Consider the following 23,009-nt stretch of genomic DNA (forward strand, 5'->3'; position numbering starts at 1 on the left):
GATCAGAATAACAGCATCTTCGGTTTCACTTTTATATTTCAGTGTTTCGAGACGTGCCTGTTCATTAGCCCATGCCATTACACCGTCCCGGTCGGTACCAAGACGTTTTGAAAGTTCTGCCAGAGTGCCCAATTTTCGAATGGTCTTCGAAGTACTTTTTCCCTGGTCATTGGTATAGGATTTGGTAATGTAAAAGGATTCTGAATTTTTTGATTTAGATGTTGTAATTCGCATAATAATCACCTCTATACCAGTATAGCACAAATCACTAAATATTACTAGATAGTAAAACAAAAAAGTTGACAAAAAAATAAGCCTACAATAAGGCTTTGAAGTACTTTTGGATTGATGGATGTGTCAAACGCCCGTGTTTTCCGATTTTCTTTATGCATCCCACCGTCCTAATGTCCATCTAAGACGATGAGATATGATTTGTTTTACTTCTAAAGAGAGTTTTCTTTCTTGCGATTTTTTCTTTCTATCCGCACGATTATTCTTCTTTACCTCTGGCAAAAGCACAGAAAAAGTGTTATAATAAAAGACAGTCTTACTTAAAAAAGAAAATCCCCAGAGATTTCTCTCTGAGGAATAACTTATAGTTAATAACGTTGGTGTAAACAGACAACAGTCTTAATAGCATCAATAGTGTCAAAACATGAAAATCAGAGGTGAAATCTCTGCTGTACAGCGATACCCCACGGTAGTTTTACAAACTTTATGTGTGCAATGACATTTCGCAGAAGATTTTTATAAAGCGATACACATACTGAACGATTACCATTCACGATGCTACGGCAGAAACGCTTAAGAACTGTTCAAATTTTATTTTGAATTCGGGAACTGTCGGTCTTGAAAAATCAATGATGATGCATTTACTTCTGGACGCTATCGAGAGCTATGAGGATTCCGGGCAAATACCAATTTTCATTCCATCTAAAAATTATGATGATTCTAAAATATCATATTCGAGGAACAGACAAATCGTTTAATATGCTCTACGACATGATTACTAACAAAATTGACGAGTATATTTTTGAACCCTTTTTACAATCTCTTTTTGAGGAGTGTGACAAAAGCAATGGTTACTGGATATTTCTTGAAAGAATGTATCCCATCCTCTATTACGAGGAAGGTAAAACTGATGGATTCACATTTAATGACCCGGCATCCTTCCTGTACGGCTTCATCATTCATAAACAATCAATTAATGCTTATATTTATCACTTGATGAACGCTTTATCATAAATGAGTGAGTGTATTTAGATGAGCATTATCAAGACCCTGACATAGACACGGACAAATTGATTGAACTGACCGAAGTGCCATTAGAGTATATCCACGAATTTGGAGAACCTGATGTAGTTGGCCTAAACTATGAAATTGAAATAGAAAAACTGCTCTCTGACCCAAATCATTATGAAGAAGTAATTCAGCGTTTATGGAAACTTCACTTCTTATAGATGAAAATATGAAGCGAAAAGATCTGCAGGAGGCAGCTGGTATCGATGCTCTGGACTGTCCCCTTGAAGATATTATGGAAACTATAAAAGATTGATGGAGGAATCTCATGAAACTACTTTACTCAAACATACTGCCGCTTGGCTGTAACGATGAGCAAACCACCATAATAGACTGCTTTGAGGAGCAGATGAAAATTGCTGACCGTGTCGAAATCGCTGTCGGATATACCTCAAATGCATCTATTACCGAATTGGATGCTCTTGCCGATAAATATGCAACAAAACAAATCTGCCTTATTATAGGAATGTATTTTATTGAAGGTATGCCTGAACGTGCTTATCATACTGCACTGAAATTAAATCAAAAATGGATGGACTCCGGCAAAGGTGAAATCCGCATCGTTAAATCCTTTAAATACCACGGCAAACTATTCTGTTTCTACCAAAACGGAATGCCCGTCTCTGCAATCATCGGCTCTGCAAATTTAGGTGCAATTAAACTTGAGGCTACTAACCGAAGGCAGTATGAAATTTCTGTTCTCACTATTGAAGAAATAGAAGCAGCAGAAATCGCTTCTCATATTGAACAATTAAAGTCACCTAATTGTTCCGACAACATTGCCAATATTAAAGGAATGCCAATCATAAGGGAAACCAATACAGCCCTTAATGGAATAGAATTAGTTACTTCTGTTCCGCAGGCAAATGTTGATTTCTACGAACGTTGCAAAGCATATGTATCGTTTTTCCTAAAACTCAAAGTACCTCATTCTGAAGAGCGCCATATTGACGATGGAAAACACTATACTAAATCCAATATCAATGTTTGCTATGCGGCTCCCCGAAGCAAAAGAAAAGCCAGAGATTGGTATGAAACACAGCTGACAGTGGGAGCTGATGTATATCATATGGAAGGATACCCAGAAAAGAACGAGCCATTCTTCGTGGTAACTGACGATGGTTATTGGTTCAAAGCACACACCACCAGCGACAACAACAAACAGTTTAGTGCTGTTGGTGATGAGTTGATAATGGGCAGATGGTTAAAGGGGCGCTTGGCTGCTGCCGGCATCGTAAGGCCAGTCAACAACACTGCTGCCGACACAGATCGTGCTGGTATGATAACCGAAGAAATGCTCGATGAATACGGATGTGACAGACTTGTATTCAAAAAGACTGGACAAACTGCTCTTGACGAAGATGGAAATGCACTTGATGTATGGATGCTTTCCTTCACATCAGAAAATGACGATTAGAGGTGATACATATGCAGTATTTAAAAACCTACCTACAAAAAATTACAGACCGTGGAAATATTAAACTGGCGGAATCCATTTCAAAAACATCGGAGGATGTCGGAAACAAGTACATCAAAACTTTATCTTTCTCCAGCCATGAAATCGGACTCCTTTTCGGAAATGTTCAATCTGGAAAAACAGGTCAGATGTTTGGCATCATGTGCAAAGCCGCCGACCTTGGTTTTCCTGTATTCGTTTTGCTTACAACCGATAATATTGTGCTGCAGCAGCAGACATTGAACAGAGTGAAATCAGATCTTGAAGGATTTTGTATATGTGGTGAAACCGATGCCGGACTCTTTTCAGAAAACAGCCTGATTCAGCCTGCCATCATTGTGCTGAAAAAGAATGTGCGCGTACTGAAATTATGGGCTAACATTCTTAACTCCACAGGCTTTATGAAAGGAAATCCACTTTTTATTATTGATGATGAAGCTGATGCGGCATCACTAAATACATTAGTAAACAAAGACCGTCAGTCCTCAATCAACAAATACTTGGACGCTATTAAAAACGGTGCCTCCAGCAGTTTATATCTTCAAGTTACTGGCACACCACAGGCAATCTTCCTTCAGACTATTGCTTCCGGCTGGCATCCGTACTTCACTTACTATTTCCAGCCCGGTAATGCTTATCTTGGCGGGGACTTCTTTTTCCCTGTGGATGGCAAGCCTGCCTGTGTATCATTCTTAGAAATGCTAAAAAATCCGACAAGGGATGTTGTAATCCGACATATTGCTGTTTCATCTCAGATACTGCTTTCAGACGGAAAGGTATCTAACTGCCTGTTCCACCCAAGTGTGCGTGTTGCCGCACATAAGAAATTTGCTGATGAGGTACAAAAAGAAATCAAATGGTGCATCGAAAATACGGATGGTGATTTCAAATCTGAACTCTTGAGGCAGTACGATACCCTTGCTCCTGTGAAATCACAAAAAGTTGAATTCGATGTTTTATATACAAAATCTAAGGAACTGCTCCTGTCTCAGAGCATAAAAATACTAATAATGAATGGAAAGAACGACATTGACAGTTCAGAGTATGAGACTGGATGCAACTTTGTGATTGGCGGTAACACCTTAGGAAGAGGCGTGACATTCCCAAGCCTCCAGACCATCTACTACACGCGAACAAGCAAAAAGCCTCAAGCGGATACTATGTGGCAACACAGCCGAATGTTTGGTTATGACAGAAACCCCGGCATGATGATGGTCTATATTGACGAGAATTTGTATAAACTTTTTGCCGATATCAATTCAACCAACAATTCCATTATTGCACAGGTCGAACGTGGAATTGATGATGTGAAGATATATTATCCAAACGGATTAAACCCAACCAGAAAAAATGTGCTTGATAGTGACCATGTCGAAATCCTGTCTGGTGGCACTAACTACTATCCGTTCTACCCGGGCAATGACTCCATCGAGGGAATCACTGCGATTTTGGAGCCTTTTACAGATACAGAACCTTATTATCAGGTCAGTCTACGATTGCTTAAAGAAATCCTTTCGCATATCATTCCGAGTCCTGATTTTAAGTTGGAATCATTTCAGTCTGTTATTGATACTATTCTTGCTGAACAGCCAACTGGACAAGGCATTCTTCTCGTTCGCAGAAACAGAAACATTGCACAGGGAACGGGTGCATTGCTGTCACCAAACGACTGGCAGTTAGGCGGTTCCTTTACAGATAAAGTTGTATTGACTATGTACCAAGTGACTGGAACTAAAGGATGGGGAGGTAAACAGCTGTGGGTTCCGAACATCAAGCTTCCAAACGACACTATGTACTATGATGTTATTGGCGGTGATGCTTAATGCCAACAGACCTCTTTATTCAGATAAGCAAATAAACTGTGCATACTGACTTCCCACGCAACACCAAGTATGGCTTCATAGCTTCTAAAAAGTTATGAAGAAAAAGGAATAGGGATGTTGAAGTGCAACTTATCATAAGTGATGTTATTGACAAGGGTATTAATGATATTTCTCATTAGGGTTTTAAGGAACTACATGGAAACAGATATTCAAGTATCTGGAGCAATATTTCATGCAACTATCTTTTTCAGCCTCCTGCCTTGAAACAAAAACATTACATTTGGCTAGATTGTGAAAAACCTGTAAAAGCATTCGGATGCTCTTATTAGTTCACACAGCTATCAACGCTTAGAAATCACAGCGGATCCATGCACACACGTTTAGCCGCATACGATCGTGGTCTCTATGAAAAATCTGTTGACCGTTCCATTTACTGCAATCACTCAGAGGTTGATGATTACATCGCTGTGCATTCTTCTTCCACTGCACCTTCAACATCTTCAGACACATCCTAGGAAAACTGCGTTCACTTATCACTCCTTGCAAGGGTTGGTGAGACAGGCACAAAATCCCGCTTGGCTACCCCATATACCGATTATATGGGGTAGCAGTTCTTTTATTTAATTATATTTGATTCGACACTTGGATACTCAATTCCAGCAAAAGATTTCAGAATTGCTTCAAAGATAATCTGTGCGCCTCTGCATGGAACTGCCATACCAATTTGCTTTCTGACACCTTCTTTACTTCCCTGAAATTCATAGGTATCTGGGAAAGTCTGAAGTCTCGCTCTTTCGCGGTTTGTTAATGCTCTCGGCTCATACCAATGATAAATATGAGTGCCGCCACCACCGCTTCCTGTGACTGTGTAGGAAGGCTTAGCAGGGTCAAGACGCTTATAAATCTGGCTAATTCTTGCTCCTTTGATATTCAGCTGCAGTTCTTCTGGAATATCTGCTGTGAAAGCATTTTCTCCGGGTTTAATGTGTTTAAGGCGTTCTACCACCGTCTTGGACTGCTTTGTTGCTTCATTATTTGGAGCATCAGCAGGAATAGGCGGAACTTCAATAGCTGTTTTACAAGTGTTATCTATATCCTTGTATGGCTCAGTTGAAGGTATATGATAAACAACATCAAGGTCGTTTCTGATTCCTACAATGATAAGTCTGTGACGTGCCTGTGGAATGCCATATTCCTCAAACTTATAAAGATGAGGGGTTATTGCATATCCTGCACCACGAAGTTCAGCGAGAATTTTTGCAAATGCCTTACCCTCATTGGCATTTCTTAAACCACCAACATTTTCTGCCAGGAACCATTGCGGTTTGAATTTTTTTAATGCCTTTACACCGTAGGAATAAAGGGGTCCATAAACTCCATCCATGCCCTTCTGTTCACCCACAACACTGTAGTCATTGCATGGGAAACCAAAGGCCAAGGCATCGATAGGTGCGAGTTTGTCCATATCAAATTTACGAATATCTTCATGATAAACCGTCTTTGGTGCATCAGGACATATATTGTGTCGATATGTGTCACAAGTGCTGGCATCATAATCGTTTGCCCACTGATGAACAATTCTAAAATTCGGATCTCCTATATTTGCATGAGTTGCGCCCCAAGCGATGCCTCCCGGTCCGCAAAATAATTCTCCTAATCTATATGGCATTATTCCAATTCCTCCTTCGAATTATTACAATTATTTTTCCTGAACATCATAAAGTCTATGTACACTTGCACAGATTGGAGTTCGTTCTTATCCAAGTCCTTCAGCCCATTCAGTCTATGACTTGGACTAATATCTTCATCTGTAATGTAACCAGACTCTTTCAGGATTTCAAAAGGATGAATCTTCACAGCCTTTGCGATTTTACACAAAAGCTCCCATCCCGGTTGCTTTGTTTTTCCAGTTTCTATTCTTTGAATTGTTGCGTCACTCATTCCACAAATCGCACCCAATTCGTCCTGAGACAGCCCAACGGCATCTCTTTTATTTTTTATAAACTGACCTAAGTTGGACATATTCTCACCTCTATATAAGTATAGCACTTTCGCTGCATTTTATCAATCATATTTTATATTTTCGCTGCATAAATGCAGCGTTTGTTACTTTCCAAAATAAATTTCTCCCCTTCCATTCCAAAAGTTGAAATTACTTTGAAAAACTCTGCGGGGGGGGGGCATTACTCTGACTAAAATTACAATCTTCCAGTTCATATTTTTTTATTCCCTTAAACGGTTTCTTTTTATATGATTATCTTGCCTTGCTCCCGTTTCAGGATGTTTATCATGACTAAAAACAAACACCTTACTTTAAATGAAAGATTTACAATCGCTAACTTATTAGAAAAGCAATGTTCTTTCAAGGCAATTGGGTTAAAACTTGAGCGGGATTGCACAACCATTTCAAAAGAAATCCGGAACCATCGTATCCTAAAGAACATGGGGGCCTTGGCAGAGCCTTCAATAATTGTGCCTTCCGCAGGAACTGTGATCACAGAAAACTTTGTCCTCTCTGTACAAACAACCGTTACTGTTGGAGTTATAAAAAATGCACTTCCGTATGTGACGATTTTGTTGTGCAAAAATGTTCCAGACTTTATTCCGCTCTTATGTTTGTAACGGTTGCCCTGATTTAAAATCCTGTACTTTAGAAAAATGGTTCTATCATGCCGCAGCGGCTGATACCGAATACAGGGCTGTTCTTTCTGAATTAAGAGAAGGGCTTTCCCTCTCCTGACTTGCCGGCTTTTCAGAAAGAAACATATCAATAATGGCACTAAAAACACTGACCTTAAAATCATCTTCTGATTTTATATGTGAAAAAATCTCCCGTATCAATCTAAGGCTCATCTGATAACATGGCTGAAAATCATCAAATGCCTCCAACAGTCCGTCAATGTCGGCAATCGAATCATTTTCCGGTGAATAAGGATAATAATTTATTCTTCCTGAAATCATAGTCAGTTTTTTATTATCCAGAACATTTTTCCTTGTTGGATTCAGTCCCTCTGGATAATAAATCTTTACGTCTGCTCCCCTGCGAAATAATGGAATTATTAGTTGCAGTGATATCCGAAAACAACTTATATAAATGTTCATCAATGAAAACTTTCATAAGCCCAGCATCCCTGTCATAGCCAAACATACGGCTGTGTTGCCACATCGTATCTGCCTGAAGCTTTTTAGCAGTCCTTGTATAATAAATCGTCTGCAGTCCTGTAAAAGTACCCCCAAGCGTATTCCCCCCGATAATCACATTGGAACCTGACACATTAGATCGCTGCTTACGTTGGAATTTCCATTCATTACCAGAACTTTAATATCTTCTTTCACCAACAGCACCTGAATAATGGCCAGAATTCACTAAAATCTTTCTTTTCAAACTTGGCTGGGTCCAGCCGCTCATACTATTGTTTAAGCTGTGCAATAAACCCAGCATCCCAGCATTTCCGCTAATACTTTAGATACATCCTGCTGATATCTGCTAGGATGAATTAGAAAATTACATACCTTTTTCCCTGCCGCCAGCATAAGCCCTGATACTGTCAGATGGTGCATTAATGCCTCTTCCAATGGATTATTTAAAGAATATATATAAGTAATACAGTCTCCAATACCCTCTTCCTGAAAGAAAAAATCTCCTCCAAGATATCCGTCCCCCGGTTGAAAATAATATGTAAAATAAGGATGCCCCCCTGATGACATTGTCTGTAACAACAGAGCCTGAGGTGTCCCAGTACCTGCAGATATACACTACAAGCAGACTTTGCCTTGATATCATCAAGATATCTGTTGATTGAAGATTTGCTGTTTTTGTTAATCATGGTATTTAACGAAGCCGCATCTACCTCATCATTGACAATAAACAAAGGATTTCCTCTCATAAATCCTGTAGAGCCCAAATATTAGCCCACTGCTTCATAGTCCTTACATTCTTTTTCAAAACTATAATAACTGGCTACATCAAAAATTTTCAGCAAAAATCTCAGAATCATATTCATCACAAATAGCCCCATAATCATCAAATCATCTTTTAAATACAGATTTTTATTATTCTGTCCACATGTCCAGGCTTGAAACTTCCATCCGTCATCCGTAATAGCCATAAACGGTTTCTGATACAGCGGATATCCCGTAAGATCTCTGATAGATTTACTAACCACCATTTCAATTTCCCACCATACACGCTTTCTCCCGCTTGCATAACAAACATTTATATTTGATCCCCGCATGGATAAATCATTCTCATCCTCCGATACTTTCAGCGGAAGCTCAAAAGAAACTTCTGTCATTCTCTTTTTATAAGCCTCCACTTCTTCCGGTGTAACCTTTGAAACAAACTCCTGATCCACCAAGGCCTTATTTACTTCCCGAACCAAAGGCACATCCTGCAGTTCAGATATATCAGCAGAACACTTCGGAAGCATGATATCCCTGATATGGTCGAAACCTCCATTAGTTCCTCCAGCTCCTCTGTAACCGCTGATAATTCATACTGGCGCAGATTAGATGCCTCCAGCTTAATGGCTCCCAAATTGTGCGAACCAATCACAGCAGAAAACGGATTTCCGCTTTTATAAAAAACATATGCTTTCCCATGATATTTAAACGCTTTCACCAAGCGCACTTCACCGATTCCGCGCTCATTCCAATACTCATTCAATGATGCTGCCACATTATATGTACCCTCCTGCATCCCCTCATGATAATACATGCCAATTGTCAGACATATCCGCTTCATCCTGATTTCATCAACCAGACTCTGTAACCGTTTCAATGCAGCCTTCGATACATACCCAACTGCAATTTCAATTTCATCCGCTTCACGCACAGCATAGATTGGGAATCCATTTTTTATGACCCCGTTGTGGCAAACGCCATCCTTGGCCGAGTACTCCACCATGCGACCGTAATCACCATAACAGGGAAGTTGTATCGTATCAAAGATCACATCAAGCATAGTGAATAAAGTGGCCATTATTATATGATCCAAAGTGGGAACTTTTACTTGACAATTTATAAATGGGAGCATATTAGAATATAATAAACGCATTTCTTCTTCTCCATCCTTGGTAATTACTGCAAGTATAGCAGATTAATCTGGAACTTTCTATTATGATTCATCATCCGAATCCAGAAACAGCCTGTCATCCTGCAGATTCAGTTCAAAAATACACTCCTCAATAACCCAGATACACTCTCCACAGTTTTTCAAGATATCTTTTCCCCAAAAACGAATTACCGTCCATCCCATAAACATAAGAGCCTTATTCACATCGTCATCCCGCTCCATGTTCCTTAATATCTTTTTCTTCCAATACTCTGGATTGTTCCCCACTTCCAAACGCGGTTTTAAAACCTCCCAGTCCTTTCCATGAAAAAACTCACTGTCACAAAAAATAGCAATCTTATACTTCGTCAATGCAATATCCGGCTTTCCAGGCAACGCGGCATAATTTTTCCTATACCGAAACCCTCTTGCCCACAGCTCTTTCCTCAATTTCACTTCTATGCTGGTATCTCTTGACTTGATATTTCTCATATTCTTATGTCTTTGTTCCTTGGTAATATTATCCATTCTATCAGCCCCAAATCACAATATAAACATTTTCACTGCTATCACCATCTACCCAAGATACTCAATCTCAAGGCTGTTAGAAGAGGTAAAACTTACTTTAACTCTCCCACCCACTTGTGCGCCAACGCTTCTATACCAATTACCAATGCCTTTCAAGTTTCCCTCTTCTGCAAATTGTTTTGCATATATATCTCCTGCTCTGCTACATCCCTGAGCAAGCAAGGTGCCGGAATAAATGCCATTTACTGCGGTACAACTATATCTTGGATTTGCAGTAGAATGATTATCATTAAATATGTCAAACCGTTGTGCATAATTCCGAGGTATCTTAATATAACCTTCCCCATAAATGAGATCGCGGGTATCAGTATAGCGATATGTACCCCATCCTAAATGAGATGGTTTTAATGCAACTACAAATGCATCTCCTGCCTTTGGCATAATAAACTCCCTTCCAAATTTATTTTTTCTACACTACTGTTATCCTTATATTTTATCAACATTATTTTTTGACCAAGTAAAGTGTTTTCTTTAATCTCGCCAAACTAAATTCTTCTTCCCCACAGCTCCTCCCCATCATTAGATCATTGCTGATATCATTGAACCTGATATTCCATATCTTTTGCATCTTTGCTTTTAACGTGATTTTCTACTTTATCAATCCCAAATCATATTATAAAAATCACATCATTATGAAATTCCAGAAATTCCCTTCTAGGAAAAAACTTATTCGGCATCCTGATTTTCTGATTAGCAAAACTTAATAGCCAATCTTCCATTGTATCTCCCTCCACAGACGGTTTTACTTCAGTTGAAACCTTGATAATATAATCAGGAGTAACCGTTATCAAACCTCTGTCAAACGCCTTATCATGAAGTGCATTAAGTGTAAGCCCATTCATCGGATTTGTCCGTTCTGTCCTGCTGTTAGAATCTTTCCATGGCTTAATATGGCTTGCAACAAGAAGATCAGGAATCGCCAGTCCAGTAATGCAACACCTATTTTCATATGAGTTTAGAACTGCCATTCTAAAGAAGTACTGACCAATCCGATTTTTCACCAGCTGCTCCCGAACTCTGCCTTCCGGAAGCATAACGATTTCCGTTTCATTCACAACCTTATCAATACTCTCGCTCTTTAGTTTTGCCAGTATACATCTCGCCTGATAAGATAGGTCTTCCCAGTTACTACTAAACTCTTCCCATATCGAAGCGTCCAGCTTACTCCCATGAGCCATTGCTGTAACATTTCTTTTTCTAAGTTCTGGATCATAATGAGCCAGATTATGCATTTTAAGCGCCACCGCTCCTGGAGTCCTTCCCAGCAATCCAGCTAATTCCCTTATATCTTTATTTGAAGAACCTATTCTGCCAAATGAAGTCCTGCAATACAAATCAAAAGCTAGTATCGTTTCTTCTTTTGACCATTTTATCCCTTTTCTATTCAAAAATTCACCTTCTTATATATCTTCATATCACAACATAATATCAAAAGTAAATGTCTTTATGGCTTTCGCCCAAATTAGTAACTGAAATTGTTTTTTTAAAAATCTACAACTTCCTTATGCCTGGGCAAAACTGTTCCTGATAACTTTTTATTCACCAAATAGTTTGATAACATATTAAAAGCCATATTTGTAATTGTCAAGTTTTCTACAAAACTCTTATGTATTCTAATGTCATTATTTATTATATTCTTTTTCAGGTTTATCTGTCAAATTTGTTATCGCGTTATCAACACACTCCGGCAACCTGCATTAATTAAACCGATATTCTTTTTTGATTCATCTCTCATATGCATTCTTCCAAAAAGGTAATAACTTCTATCCGCCCCCTTCCCAAATAGTCATTTTTTCCGTTTCTTTTACAATATTTTACCATAACATTCCTCATTTTACTACTTGAAATTAAAGCTGAAAAATATGTTTTATATATTTCTTAAATCTTCTTTATAGCCACATAAAAAGACCTACTAAAGAGCTTAAACTCCCTGAAGGCCTTAATTTTCTTCTCGCATTCATATTATGTATTTACTATTTCTCATATATGCCAGAATTATCTTTTCCCATTCATCTGAAACACATCATGCCCCTTAATCTTCCTAACCGCCTGCGTAGGTTCTTTGCCTTCCCGTGCTGATGGTATGGATGGAAGCCCTGTGCTTATGAAAAAGTATCCTCCCCAGGAACTTCCGGATTATGGATATATCAGAAATGTCCGGTATTCTTAGACTGGACGGTCACATCATAGTCTGCTGTCAGCACAATATTAAAATACGATTTACCCAACATCCCTATGACTCTTTCTTTAAACCACCTCTCGCCCCTTTCTTTCGGTATACCACGCCTCCAATGCCTCCTCCACAATTTAGCCACATTCTCAGCCTTCACGTCTGCAAAATATCGCTCATACACATTTGAGGAAAGCTGTATCGCTTTACAGGCACCTCTCCTCTTTTCTTATACCCGTCATGCTCCAGCACACTTTTCTCCGTCACCTCTCCCGCCAAAGCCTTTATGCCTTTGACCGTATTGGAATTCAGCTTTATCTTTCCCTGTTCCGCCATTTTGGATATGGTTTTCTGTTCTTTTGGAGACAGATGCGAAAGCTCCACAGCCGACACCAGAGAAAGTTCCCCTCCATCCAGCCGTTTCTTTAATGACTGTTCCAACAGGTTCACCCTGATGTATCTGGCAATGTTCCTACCAGTCATCCCATACTCTTCCCCTACTGCATCCCGGCTTTTCAACCTGTGGACATCATGTCCACCAGCCTCTCCCTTGTGGGTGCCGTTCAGTCTTTCAATCTCCTACAGAATATCATTCCGCCTTCCCCGGCTACTGACTTTTTCATACCGTTCCGCCAGAACCGCTGCCTTTCTCTGACAGAAGCAGCTCTGCAAAACCACGCTGAACAACATTCGTCTCTATGACATACACATAGGCTTCCTCTACCGTCAGATCCGATTTCACAATAGCCGGAATTTCCATAAGTTCTGCAAGCTTTCCTGCATTCTGACGGTTATGCCCTGCAAGCATTTCATAACCATCAGAATTCTTCCAAACGATCACCGGACTCAAAATTCCATGTTCCCTGATACTCTCAACCATATCATCCAAGCATTCCCCCTCATATAAACGGAAAGGGTGGTTCCGAAACGGAAAGACACTGTCAATGGATAGCATCTGAATCCCAATCAGACATACTCTCTATCCCGCATAATACATCCACAGCGTCAGTGAACATTTTTGTATTCGGAGCATTAGCCTTCATTCGCAATCAACTCCTTTGCAAATTTCCAATAAGCGATACCGACACTTGATTTAAAACTGTATGACCCAATTTCCCATATAGCTGGCGATTCAATGCTGGGGGAATTAAACCAGCGGATAAAACAGCGGTTTATATCGCACCAGCTTCCGCATTGTTTGCACAGGGATTTACGGATAAATTACTCTACAAATTAACCTATCGTGACATTGAAACCAGTAGTCAGATGTTCCAGCTTCTTCTGGATATCATACCGTTAGATACGGAAGTGGTATAGGCTCATGGGAAATTATGAACTTTTAACCCAAGAGCAAATCAATATTCTCCTAAAATGCTATTACTTAAGAAAATACACAAAAGTAGCCAAAACTGAAAATATTACCGCTGGCAAGGTAAATCAGATTAAGGAAAATACCCTCAGGTCAGGTCAGTCCGGCTGGCATACAGCAAGTCATATATGCAGGGATTAAGATTTGATGGAAAGACCGTCCTGCTACATATGGCTGAACGTTGCAAAATGACAGAAAATGATCTCTCAAAAATTTTAAATAAATATATAGCAATGGGCCTGGCTTCTCAAGACAAGCGCTATCGGGAACGCATAAAGAAAGCGGGCGATACCCCTACAGCAGCGGAACTACTTGACTTTATTTATGACAAATTTGAAGTGGATATTGAGGGCGGTATCTGAATACTTTTAGGCGGTTCAAGCAATGCATGGCTTATGTTCAGCAAGGGAGTGAGCATCCTTATTGGGTGGGCACTCCCTTGGTTCTCTAATTATTTATATTTCCATCTAAATTATTCACTACAAATATTTTTTTAAGGCTCTCTTCATCTTCATCGCAACATCCATCGCCCAATCAAACTGCTCCTGCCATTTATCCTTATTATCAAAATCCGCATCGTTAATTACCAGAATTCTGCTTGCTTTCTTATCCGGCGATTCTCTCCAATCCAGTGCCATTCCCATATCCGCTTCAATGTCCTCTTTGTAAGAATAAACTTTCTGATAAAGTTCCTTATCATCCGTGATATACCACTCAACGATAATGTTGTTCTCCTTCCTGACTTGCAACAAATTAATATGGCAAGCAGCTGAACCGAAACTTAAGGTCATCCAATGGTCAGTTCTGGCCTTTCTTCTGTTAAAGGCCTTAGCTTATTGGGCATTATTAAAAGCATATTCGTTAAAGGCAACCCAATAATCATATCTCGCCTGCAGTGTGGGGGAACTGCTTGTTTGGCGCTTAATTTCTTTCGTCCAGTCATTCGGCTTTTCAATGACTTCAAATTTTACAGCAATATCTAAATCACCGATTTGAAATAACTTAACCTCCAAAAGGAAAAACGCAATATTTTCATCCATATGGTTGTTCAGCCATTCGATTGCCGCTCCGTGTTCTTCACGGGCGCGCTTTACCACTCAAATCACAAAATCTGCCGCTTTTCCTGATGCGTATATAATCAGTTTGCCAAGGTGGTCATGGTTGGTATCTTCCAGTTGATTTTCGATAATAATCTTTCTGTCCATCCCAGTTTCAATCGCATAAATATCCACGTTAAAATCTCCGACACTGGATTCGGTATCCACAGTAATCTCTAAGCCTACCGCATCTGACAACAACATAAGATTATCTTCTTCTGCAAGCCACGGCATGAAATCCAGTTTCTCATGAGGCCATACTTTTCTTAAATCCTTATCTCTTTAAGCTGCCCTAAATTTATCATTCTAAATCCTCCTTACCCATTTTGAAATCAACTCCATACAACAGCCATTTGGCTTGCCTTTCAGTGTCTCCGATTGCTGTCAATAATCCTACACTCGCACTATGTCAGCAGTCCTGCGCACTCACCAAGCCAAAATCGAATAATAAGTCATAGGGCAGATTTCAAAATTCCATCAAGGCATCATTGAGGCCTCGCCCTATTTCCCAAATTTCCTACTCACTCACGCTACGAACCATCTTCCGAGAAATGCCCATTTTATCGGCTTTTTCAGCACTTTTACTTCTCTTTTCTCGTCATTAAACAAACGCACTCAACGTGCGTTTCATTGTCCAAACATATTTCCATATTACTTTCAATGATTGGAAGTTTAAATACTATAGATTTTAACCACTGTCCGTTGGCTTGTTCTTCCTCATAAACATGTATTTCTTTTATTAATGCTGTCAGTAATGCCCTTTTATCAGCATCTTCCATCACATTATAAAGCTTATCAAAATAAATGAGTGTCTTATATATATTATCGCCTGTCAGCTTTTCAGCCTCAATAGCCCGCTTTCTATCCTTGCAGTCTTTTAGGCTGTGTTCAACGTCTTCAATATTATCATACATCTTGTCCAGCCTATCCTGCAAGTCGGATAACTTTCTATCATAATGCTTGTCATCATAATTTAAGTTGTCTATCTGATTTTCAAGACTTCGTTTCGTACCGATATATTGACTTAACTGCTTTTGATAATTGGCTATCTCTTTTTCCACTTCGCTGGTATCTGTTTTGATGTTGATTTTCTTTTTCATCATATCAGCAAATTTAGGGTTACCAACCAATTTTCCAATGACTTCTGCTACAGCACTATCTAACTTTTCTTCCTGCAGCTGCTTATTATAGGTGCATTTATGTCCCAGCGTCATACTGCGGTGTTTGCATCCATAGTAGAAATAGTCTTTATAATGTTTGCCATTTTTCTTCTTAATTGACTTATTACCATACATGCCAGAACCACACATTGGGCAGCACAGAATACCTGATAGGAGATGTATTTTTTCATCTTTACCCTTGTTGACATGTTCATACCGCTTTGCCTGTAATTTGCGTTTTTCTTGCACTTTTTCCCACGTATCTTCATCAATGATTGCTTCATGAATTCCATCACAAACCATATAATCATCTTGTTTCACGATATGGTATTGCCTTGTGCCTGTTATCTTCTCATTCCGCCTCCGGCCAAAAGCTATTTTTCCGCTGTAAATAGGGTTATCCAATATATCCCTTATAAGTTTTGCAGAAAAAAGCGGGCTATTACCGTTTTGCCTTTCCTTTTTCGCTATCCCTTGCTGCGCCAGATACTTTGCTATGCCATTAGACCCCATATCCGTGTTCGTATATTTATCAAAAATCAAACGGATAGCCTCCGCTTCACTTTCTTCAATTTCCAGTTTACCATTATTCAGACTATAGCCATAGGGCGCAAAGCCGCCATTCCATTTTCCTTCTCTGGCTTTCTGTCTCCGTCCTTCCATAGTCTGCACAAGAATATTTTCCCGTTCAATCTCGGCTACTGCTGAAAGCACAGATATCATAAGCTTTCCTGCGTCCTTGGAACTATCAATCCCGTCTTCAACGCAAATTAGGTTCACATCATAATCCTGCATGAATTGAAGAGTGCTTAATACATCAGCGGCATTCCGGCCAAAACGTGACAGCTTGAACACAAGCACATACGAAACTCCATCTTTATTGGATTCTATATCTTCCAGCATCTTCTTAAATTCTGCACGGCCTTCAATAGATTTTCCGGACTTTCCTGCGTCTTCATATTCGCCAACGATTTCAAAATCAAAAGCGTCGGCATATTTTGTAATTCGATCATCCTGGGCATCAAGAGAATATCCGTCTACCTGCATGGATGTAGATACTCTCTTATAGGTGTATACTTTCGTTTTTTTATTCAATATTAAATCACCTCGTAAAAGTTTGGACTTAGGTCACACGTAGAATTAATTTGTTAAAAGAATTATATCAAATACGGTAAGGATATTCAACAAGATTTTGATTTAATAAAGAAAAAGACCAACCATTTAATCTGCTGATCTTTGTGGCGGGTCTGGCGGGGGTGGATCAGGTAAGTTTTCTAAGTCAATTTTATCTGCATATTTAGCTATGAGATTGGCAAGCTGTTCAGCAAAAGTGGTCATATCGGTATCCATAATTTATGTCCTTTCTATATGCTTACATAATATTGTTTTTGAGTCATCCTCCTGAGCCATCTAAATCCTCGTGGCATAATCCAAAGAAATCCACCCATCCCGTTTCTTCTGGCAGGATTTCAGAAGTCCCCATTTGGATGCTCCCTGCCCGCCCGCTTCCTCAACAATGGTAAACACACCAGCACCTGTAAATTTCCCTGTACCGGAATAATCCGTTCCCGGTCCTTTTCGAATGTTTAAATCCACAATATTAACCCTCACCAAATAAGAAGATACCGTCGGCAGACTCTCCATGAACTGCACATACTCCCTTCCCGTAGTTACATAAAGCCCCGATTTCAGCCTGTACCACAGCCCGTCACCGCTAATACCCGTCACGGTAAAAATCCCTTCATACACCACCTGGCTCACATTGTTCCCCATACACGGGGCAGTCCTCACATACAGACCATCTCTGCCCTTATAGAACACTTTCACAAATCCAGACAGCGGCTTAACAGACTGGTCAGAGCCGGCCACATCCCCGCTTCCACTACCTGTATTCCCTGTGATATCTTTCAAGATGGCAACGATCTTCGCCCCGTACCCAGCTCCTGCCGCCCATCCTTTCCCAGTTGGGTTTTCCTGTATGCCAAGCCATTCCACGTATTTGGCAGACCCTCTCATAACATATTTAAAACGGGGATCAATATTTTCATTGACCAAAGCATCCATACTTGCATAAGCTTTCAGATGCTGAATCTGTGCCCTGATGCCAAGCTGAGGTGAATCAAAAGAATTTCCTTTCATACCATTTTCCGTAACTCCCATACCGCAAAAATTGTTCTGTTCTAAGGCAACTGCTGATTGTGCAAATGTGAAATTTCCGGTCTCCAAACAGGATTGAGCAAAAGCGATATCACCTCTGACTCCTTCTGCTTCCCCGTCTGATAAATAAAGCGGCAGCATGTCCAATACAGACTGTGCCACCGCCGGATTCTTTTCTTTGATATAGGTTTTCATCTGCTCAACTGTTGCCGCAGAGTTTCCCATGATTTTAGTAAAAGTGCTTGTATCTTCCCCCTCATTGCCTCCGCCAGACTGTATCTTGCGTTTAAACTCCTCCCATAAACCTTTTGCCCTAATCTGTGATGGACAGTTCTTTGCACATACATCGTAATGCTGCAGTACCCGCTCAGCCGGAATTCCAGTCTCCACCATCAACTGACGGACAAACTCTGCTGTATTATTAAAAGCCTTGTCAAAATCATACCCTGCCTGTACACATATTTCCACGCCGATGGTATTCTTGTTATTAACTGTACCGAATAACCGCCCTCCATAATTCACCCCAACATGCCAGCATCCGCTGCCATTGGAAGCCGCCTGATACACCGTTTCCCCATCATCTGTGTAATAGTGGGCAGACATATTATCGAAATTCCCGTTATATTGTGCCTTGGCATGAGCCAGTGCGTTTGCACCGGCATTAAAATTATCCGTGTTATGAACAATGATATACCGAGGATCATTATTCGCATAAGTGTTATTGTCCGATACATAATCCCTATTTACCATCATCAGATTTTTCCTCCCTTAACTGTTCCAATACGCTTCTCAATTTTTCTGGAATGGGCAGCCCAATTCTTCCTGCATTCTCCAGAATAGAAATACCTTCGTTGGATAAATAAAAAAAGATGACCGCATCCCTCAGCATACTGCCATTCTTAATTATATAGGTATCAATGATATGCCCTACCGCTACCAGACAAAAAATCACTACTTTTTTGAAAATTCCACGAAAGCCCACTCCGCTGGATAGCTCTTTTTTCAAAATAGATGCCATGACACCGGTAAGGTAATCAATAACCACAAATACCACCAAAGTATACACAAATCCATCAAATCCCCCTACAAACCATCCAAAAAATACCCCGACAGATGCAAATACATACTGACCCATTGATACAAAATCTTTCATTTTCCATTCCTCGCTTTTCTTTTTTTATTAGGCTCAAACAGACTTAGCTATTTGACGGTTTTAACTGCAAATCGGCTAACTTGTTTCTGTCAAAAAATACGTAATCTTCATGGTCTTATCCGCAGTTTTTACAACCGGATTGCTTAAGTTATTGATTGTGGCCAGATAGGGGGTGAGCAGCCAATAGCTTTTTTGCAGGTTATTCTTCTCACTGCTTGTATATTTTCCGAAACTATACAGATAAGGACCACACTGGAATAATGGAGTATTCACATATTGAAATGGATTCTTATTGAACAGCTTGCACACTCTGTCGTTGATATCAATGCTAAAATCCGACCCCATAATCCAATCATCCAGCATATACATGTAGAGATATCCATAAGGCTCTCCCTGTGCAAATGCAGACTTAAATCCCAGCGGTATCAAGGTAATATCCGCACTGTTATTCACATTTAATTTATAAATCCCAGTCTTGTCGTAATTAATAAAATACAGATATCCGTTTCTCATGACGCAATACGTGCATTTTAAATAAAGGTTTGTATTCATATTCGAACGGGACCCCAGCATCTTCATCGTCACACCCTGCAGTACCCATTTCCCTTCTGTGAATGCATAAGTGTCTTTATGAATTTTCATCCATTTGATCTCAGCATTTGCACGGTTGCTGTCGGCTCCCATAAATCCGTACCAGTATCCATCTTTTCCATCAAAAAAGTCTACGTTCCTTTCATTTGAAAGTGTATCTGTAAAAATCGTTGGAATTAAGGTTCTGCTGTCCAGAAGTACATCCCCTGTATCAAGTGGTGTGTCATTGACACCTATGGCCAGAAACCGTTTTTTTATTTTTTTAATAATTATTTCATTCTTGAGTGTCATGGATATGGAATAGAAGTAATCGTTCACAAAATCAATTTCAACAATGTCCAGATACCGGTCCAGAAATGAGAAATGGCAGGTGGAATTCAACTTTTTCATGAGCAGCACTTTGGATTCATTATCATAGCCATCTCCATAGAAGCCCGCGCCTCCCCCTTTGTGTGTCAGGCAAAGACTTCCAATTGTTCCATTCCCCTGGCTGGTTGTAAAATCCCAGACAAACTTAAATCCATTATCCAGCTTTATAGATTCTGTCAGATTCAGGCTTCCTCTTTTCGGATTTTCTGTAGGGTTTACATTGCTGGACGCATATCCTATACACTCCGTGGATGAATGGACATAGATATTATCTGAATTTTCTTCCACTGAATCCTTGAAAAGCAGGATACCCCCTATGGCATTGCCTGCAATGGGCAGAAAACTGTCAATCAGGTTTAGCCCGTAACAGTTATCAATAGTACAAAAAAGTGCTTCCAAGCTGCCCTCAAATACCTGCCGGACTGCATTTGTCACCATATTCTCTTCATATACAACTTCTTTTGTTCCATCCTCAACACTTGTCATTTCTATTTCTGCGATTCCCTTGTAATACATACCATTTCTCCCCTTTCTATCTTTGCTCTGTTCTGTCTTTTTCTAATATACTCATTTCTTCCTCCATATCTATGAGCCTGATTCCACCCATTACAACCGTATGGATTTGCTGTGTTAAGTTTGCAGATGTTGGGATCTGCTGCTTAACGGATACCATCTCCGAAATTGGTTTTACTACCATGTGTCCCGGTGCCTCAACTACTGCAAACTGTTCCTTAATTTCAATCCGTCCGTCCCAATTTTGATTAGCACTAACCCCCTGCCCTCTGACAGAAGCCAAAATCCAGCCCCTTTCCGCAATCGCTTCACCTCCCGATACAGTCAGATACACCTGCATCCGATTCATTGTATTCTTGGCAATCCCCGTAAGCGGGTAATAGAGATTCAGGATATGCTGGCCAGACTGCCATGTCTCTGTCGGTCGGTAAACCATTTCTTCTTTATCGTCTATCTTATAAATTACCTGAAAAGATGCTTTTCCTTCTTCTGTCCAGACCAGCTCAATCCTGTCTCCCTGCTGTTTTTCTGAATCCGGTACAGTAATACTTGCGGTCACCTGTCTCTCCACAGTTTCCGCTGATACATCCAATAAAATGGATGCAAAAAACTGGGCATCCGTATCCTCATTGGCGGCAAATTCCATGTTGATAATTTCCGCCATATCTGCTCCCAGCACCACAGGGGCTGCATTCCGATAGACACGCACTGCAATCTTGCCTGCCTCTATCTGGTTTAAAAGTCCTATGATGTTCTTATCATTTTTTGATTTTGCCTGACTGAGCCTTGGATTTTTCCCAACGCATTTTACCGTTTGCTTTCCGTTCAGTTTATAATGATAGCTGGTAATACAGGTCTTTTGGTTTTCATCTGCCTGCCCATTGGAGAATTGAATGCAGTCTCCAAGATCCAGCGCCGGATTTCCTATGGTCACAGAATCGAATGGGACATAATTGATTTCCGCGACTTTATGCAGGGTATTGGTGAGGAGTTTTTTCCTTGTTTCCTCTAAACCAAATTGGAGTAGCGGGTTAATTCCAAGGTTCATGGTCAGCCCGTCATCCTTCTCCAAAGCGTAATACTCCGCTGTTGCTGTTTTCTGGTTCGTGGAGCTGATTGCTGTATATCTGGTCACAAAATCGGAGAAGCTGCTGGAAAAACGATGCCTGTCAGAAAATTTCCACACAGATTTTCTGTTGTAACTCCGCAGTTCCAGTTTTCCCTCCCTGTTTATTGTCGCAAAACATCCAAGTACCTGTGCGGTGTAAGCAAGCAGATCTCTCCATGATTCTATGGTGTTCTCCGAATAGATACCAAGGACAGTGCTTCCATTTTCCATCCGCTGGATTTCCTGCTCGGACTGTGCCAGCTCCACACCGCAGCTCTCTCCTGCCATTTTCAGAAAATCATATGCATTGCCAGAGGATGCATTGGTCTTGAATGGCTTATCAAAACGAAGCATGTAGTCATATGCTTTTATTTCCAGGCATTTTACCATCCGGTTTGCTTCGCTGATTTCAAATACACCCATGGGTACGGATTCATATCTGCCTTCTGCCACCTCTAAATGGTAGCTCAGTTCAATGAATGCCCCCTCCAGTGTGTAATGGTCTATTTCCGAATACAGGGTAATTCCCATTTCAGCCGCATAGACTGTTCCTATCCCGATTTCTGTTTCACTGCAGCATTGATTTAGCACATAACCGGAGCCTTTTACGATTTCCTGATTGCCAAATAAATACTCTCTTCCTTGCAGCGTTTTAATTTTCCCCTCAAAATAGCAGACTCTGGTATTCTCTTGTACTGCCTTTAAAAATTCCAAACTGACCGGATACATAAACTGCCTCCCTAAAACTCTCTTACGGTAAACGATACTTTCCACAAGCCTTGATAGGACGTGTCTTTTACAAGCTGTGCTTTGTACCCATCTATAAACATCTCTGACTTCCTGGTTTTAATCGTCCATGGATCAAAGAAAGTAACTGTAATTCTTTTTTTCTGTTTATACTCGGTCAGCTTCTTAAGCCACTTAGAGCTTACCGAGAACGCAACGGGAATACGGTATACTCCTACCCTCACTATATCCCTTTGTATTGTCCCGGCTTCGGTTTCTCCACCTGCATCAGATTCCACGTCATCCATTCCAACTTCATAGGAATCCGGTAAGGGCAGGTCTTCCCCATCAAAATTTAAGAACTGTATGAATGCCAT

The 23,009-nt window shown here is 40.3% G+C and carries 27 protein-coding genes and 2 pseudogenes; 7 read left to right on the forward strand and 22 right to left on the reverse strand.

Features of this window, described 5'->3' with window-relative positions; all coding sequences use genetic code 11:
* A pseudogene (locus QR40_RS08815) lies at positions 1 to 234 on the reverse strand (IS1634 family transposase); the annotation flags it as partial.
* Positions 235 to 1,002: 768 nt separating this feature from the next.
* On the opposite strand from QR40_RS08815, the gene QR40_RS33570 reads away from it, so the two are divergent.
* From QR40_RS33570 to QR40_RS08830, 4 genes are all read left to right on the forward strand, one after another.
* Positions 1,003 to 1,245 carry a hypothetical protein gene (locus tag QR40_RS33570; protein WP_416389833.1) on the forward strand — a complete coding sequence of 81 codons (243 nt, stop codon included), beginning with the start codon at positions 1,003 to 1,005 and terminating at the stop codon, positions 1,243 to 1,245.
* A gap of 74 nt (positions 1,246 to 1,319) precedes the next feature.
* The gene (locus QR40_RS33575) at positions 1,320 to 1,460 is read left to right on the forward strand and encodes a hypothetical protein (RefSeq protein ID WP_416389840.1); all 141 of its coding nucleotides are present in this window, start codon (positions 1,320 to 1,322) and stop codon (positions 1,458 to 1,460) included.
* Between the two features lie 107 nt (positions 1,461 to 1,567).
* Entirely contained in the window at positions 1,568 to 2,716 is a 1,149-nt protein-coding gene (locus QR40_RS08825) for a restriction endonuclease PLD domain-containing protein (protein ID WP_044294461.1), read from the forward strand.
* 11 nt (positions 2,717 to 2,727) lie between these two features.
* Entirely contained in the window at positions 2,728 to 4,578 is a 1,851-nt protein-coding gene (locus QR40_RS08830) for a Z1 domain-containing protein (protein WP_044294462.1), read from the forward strand.
* 616 nt (positions 4,579 to 5,194) lie between these two features.
* Here the strand turns inward: QR40_RS08830 and QR40_RS08835 are convergent.
* Both QR40_RS08835 and QR40_RS08840 read right to left on the reverse strand, forming a co-directional pair.
* Positions 5,195 to 6,247: a DNA cytosine methyltransferase gene (locus QR40_RS08835; protein ID WP_044294463.1), complete on the reverse strand. Its 1,053-nt coding sequence runs from the start codon at positions 6,245 to 6,247 to the stop codon at positions 5,195 to 5,197.
* A complete protein-coding gene (locus QR40_RS08840) occupies positions 6,247 to 6,600 on the reverse strand; it encodes a helix-turn-helix domain-containing protein (protein WP_044294464.1) in 354 nt (117 codons plus the stop codon). The genes QR40_RS08835 and QR40_RS08840 overlap by 1 nt, the downstream gene beginning before the upstream one ends.
* A gap of 267 nt (positions 6,601 to 6,867) precedes the next feature.
* On the opposite strand from QR40_RS08840, the gene QR40_RS08845 reads away from it, so the two are divergent.
* Positions 6,868 to 7,200: a helix-turn-helix domain-containing protein gene (locus tag QR40_RS08845; RefSeq protein WP_044294465.1), complete on the forward strand. Its 333-nt coding sequence runs from the start codon at positions 6,868 to 6,870 to the stop codon at positions 7,198 to 7,200.
* 45 nt (positions 7,201 to 7,245) lie between these two features.
* Here the strand turns inward: QR40_RS08845 and QR40_RS29670 are convergent, their stop codons facing one another.
* The 10 genes and pseudogenes from QR40_RS29670 to QR40_RS32240 all read right to left on the reverse strand — a co-directional run bounded on the left by QR40_RS29670 (position 7,246) and on the right by QR40_RS32240 (position 13,344).
* Positions 7,246 to 7,539 (reverse strand): hypothetical protein, encoded by a 294-nt coding sequence (locus tag QR40_RS29670; RefSeq protein ID WP_052430758.1) that lies wholly within the window; start codon positions 7,537 to 7,539, stop codon positions 7,246 to 7,248.
* A 13-nt stretch (positions 7,540 to 7,552) separates the two neighbouring features.
* Positions 7,553 to 7,867, reverse strand: a pseudogene (locus QR40_RS29675) (Z1 domain-containing protein); the annotation flags it as partial.
* Positions 7,868 to 7,995: 128 nt separating this feature from the next.
* Positions 7,996 to 8,286: a hypothetical protein gene (locus tag QR40_RS29680; RefSeq protein ID WP_052430760.1), complete on the reverse strand. Its 291-nt coding sequence runs from the start codon at positions 8,284 to 8,286 to the stop codon at positions 7,996 to 7,998.
* A 200-nt stretch (positions 8,287 to 8,486) separates the two neighbouring features.
* Complete coding sequence (locus QR40_RS32495) at positions 8,487 to 8,960, reverse strand: phospholipase D-like domain-containing protein (protein WP_052430761.1); 474 nt, start codon at positions 8,958 to 8,960, stop codon at positions 8,487 to 8,489.
* A complete protein-coding gene (locus QR40_RS32500) occupies positions 8,945 to 9,559 on the reverse strand; it encodes a restriction endonuclease PLD domain-containing protein (RefSeq protein WP_152614187.1) in 615 nt (204 codons plus the stop codon). The genes QR40_RS32495 and QR40_RS32500 overlap by 16 nt, the downstream gene beginning before the upstream one ends.
* Before the next feature lie 135 nt (positions 9,560 to 9,694).
* Entirely contained in the window at positions 9,695 to 10,159 is a 465-nt protein-coding gene (locus tag QR40_RS08860; RefSeq protein WP_044294466.1) for a very short patch repair endonuclease, read from the reverse strand.
* Between the two features lie 48 nt (positions 10,160 to 10,207).
* On the reverse strand, positions 10,208 to 10,600 hold the full coding sequence (locus QR40_RS08865) for a hypothetical protein (RefSeq protein WP_044294468.1): 393 nt from the start codon (positions 10,598 to 10,600) through the stop codon (positions 10,208 to 10,210).
* A 227-nt stretch (positions 10,601 to 10,827) separates the two neighbouring features.
* Positions 10,828 to 11,607 carry an HNH endonuclease gene (locus QR40_RS08870; protein ID WP_044294469.1) on the reverse strand — a complete coding sequence of 260 codons (780 nt, stop codon included), beginning with the start codon at positions 11,605 to 11,607 and terminating at the stop codon, positions 10,828 to 10,830.
* Positions 11,608 to 12,545: 938 nt separating this feature from the next.
* Complete coding sequence (locus QR40_RS31295) at positions 12,546 to 12,908, reverse strand: hypothetical protein (protein WP_052430763.1); 363 nt, start codon at positions 12,906 to 12,908, stop codon at positions 12,546 to 12,548.
* Between the two features lie 100 nt (positions 12,909 to 13,008).
* Positions 13,009 to 13,344, reverse strand: a complete 336-nt coding sequence (locus tag QR40_RS32240) for a ParB N-terminal domain-containing protein (protein ID WP_330373703.1) — start codon at positions 13,342 to 13,344, stop codon at positions 13,009 to 13,011.
* 239 nt (positions 13,345 to 13,583) lie between these two features.
* On the opposite strand from QR40_RS32240, the gene QR40_RS32505 reads away from it, so the two are divergent.
* Together QR40_RS32505 and QR40_RS32040 are read left to right on the forward strand one after the other, a co-directional pair.
* On the forward strand, positions 13,584 to 13,706 hold the full coding sequence (locus tag QR40_RS32505; protein WP_276325427.1) for a hypothetical protein: 123 nt from the start codon (positions 13,584 to 13,586) through the stop codon (positions 13,704 to 13,706).
* A 240-nt stretch (positions 13,707 to 13,946) separates the two neighbouring features.
* The gene (locus QR40_RS32040) at positions 13,947 to 14,120 is read left to right on the forward strand and encodes a hypothetical protein (RefSeq protein WP_200889739.1); all 174 of its coding nucleotides are present in this window, start codon (positions 13,947 to 13,949) and stop codon (positions 14,118 to 14,120) included.
* A 117-nt stretch (positions 14,121 to 14,237) separates the two neighbouring features.
* Here the strand turns inward: QR40_RS32040 and QR40_RS32245 are convergent, their stop codons facing one another.
* From QR40_RS32245 to QR40_RS08920, 9 genes are all read right to left on the reverse strand, one after another.
* Positions 14,238 to 14,549, reverse strand: coding sequence for a DUF4268 domain-containing protein (locus tag QR40_RS32245; protein WP_242858472.1), 312 nt, complete (start codon positions 14,547 to 14,549; stop codon positions 14,238 to 14,240).
* A 42-nt stretch (positions 14,550 to 14,591) separates the two neighbouring features.
* On the reverse strand, positions 14,592 to 14,855 hold the full coding sequence (locus tag QR40_RS32250) for a hypothetical protein (protein ID WP_242858474.1): 264 nt from the start codon (positions 14,853 to 14,855) through the stop codon (positions 14,592 to 14,594).
* Positions 14,856 to 15,089, reverse strand: coding sequence for a hypothetical protein (locus tag QR40_RS32255; RefSeq protein ID WP_242858475.1), 234 nt, complete (start codon positions 15,087 to 15,089; stop codon positions 14,856 to 14,858). It abuts the gene before it with no gap.
* Between the two features lie 347 nt (positions 15,090 to 15,436).
* The gene (locus QR40_RS08895; protein ID WP_152614189.1) at positions 15,437 to 17,113 is read right to left on the reverse strand and encodes a recombinase family protein; all 1,677 of its coding nucleotides are present in this window, start codon (positions 17,111 to 17,113) and stop codon (positions 15,437 to 15,439) included.
* A gap of 312 nt (positions 17,114 to 17,425) precedes the next feature.
* A complete protein-coding gene (locus tag QR40_RS08900) occupies positions 17,426 to 18,925 on the reverse strand; it encodes an N-acetylmuramoyl-L-alanine amidase (RefSeq protein WP_044294475.1) in 1,500 nt (499 codons plus the stop codon).
* Positions 18,912 to 19,325 (reverse strand): phage holin family protein, encoded by a 414-nt coding sequence (locus tag QR40_RS08905; protein WP_044294478.1) that lies wholly within the window; start codon positions 19,323 to 19,325, stop codon positions 18,912 to 18,914. Before QR40_RS08905 ends, QR40_RS08900 begins: the two co-directional genes overlap by 14 nt.
* A 75-nt stretch (positions 19,326 to 19,400) precedes the next feature.
* Positions 19,401 to 20,801 carry a hypothetical protein gene (locus QR40_RS08910; RefSeq protein WP_044294480.1) on the reverse strand — a complete coding sequence of 467 codons (1,401 nt, stop codon included), beginning with the start codon at positions 20,799 to 20,801 and terminating at the stop codon, positions 19,401 to 19,403.
* Between the two features lie 16 nt (positions 20,802 to 20,817).
* Positions 20,818 to 22,635 carry a hypothetical protein gene (locus QR40_RS08915; protein ID WP_052430765.1) on the reverse strand — a complete coding sequence of 606 codons (1,818 nt, stop codon included), beginning with the start codon at positions 22,633 to 22,635 and terminating at the stop codon, positions 20,818 to 20,820.
* 11 nt (positions 22,636 to 22,646) lie between these two features.
* A complete protein-coding gene (locus QR40_RS08920; RefSeq protein ID WP_044294481.1) occupies positions 22,647 to 23,009 on the reverse strand; it encodes a hypothetical protein in 363 nt (120 codons plus the stop codon).

This window comes from Robinsoniella peoriensis, from assembly GCF_000797495.1.
Classification (GTDB): domain Bacteria; phylum Bacillota; class Clostridia; order Lachnospirales; family Lachnospiraceae; genus Robinsoniella; species Robinsoniella peoriensis.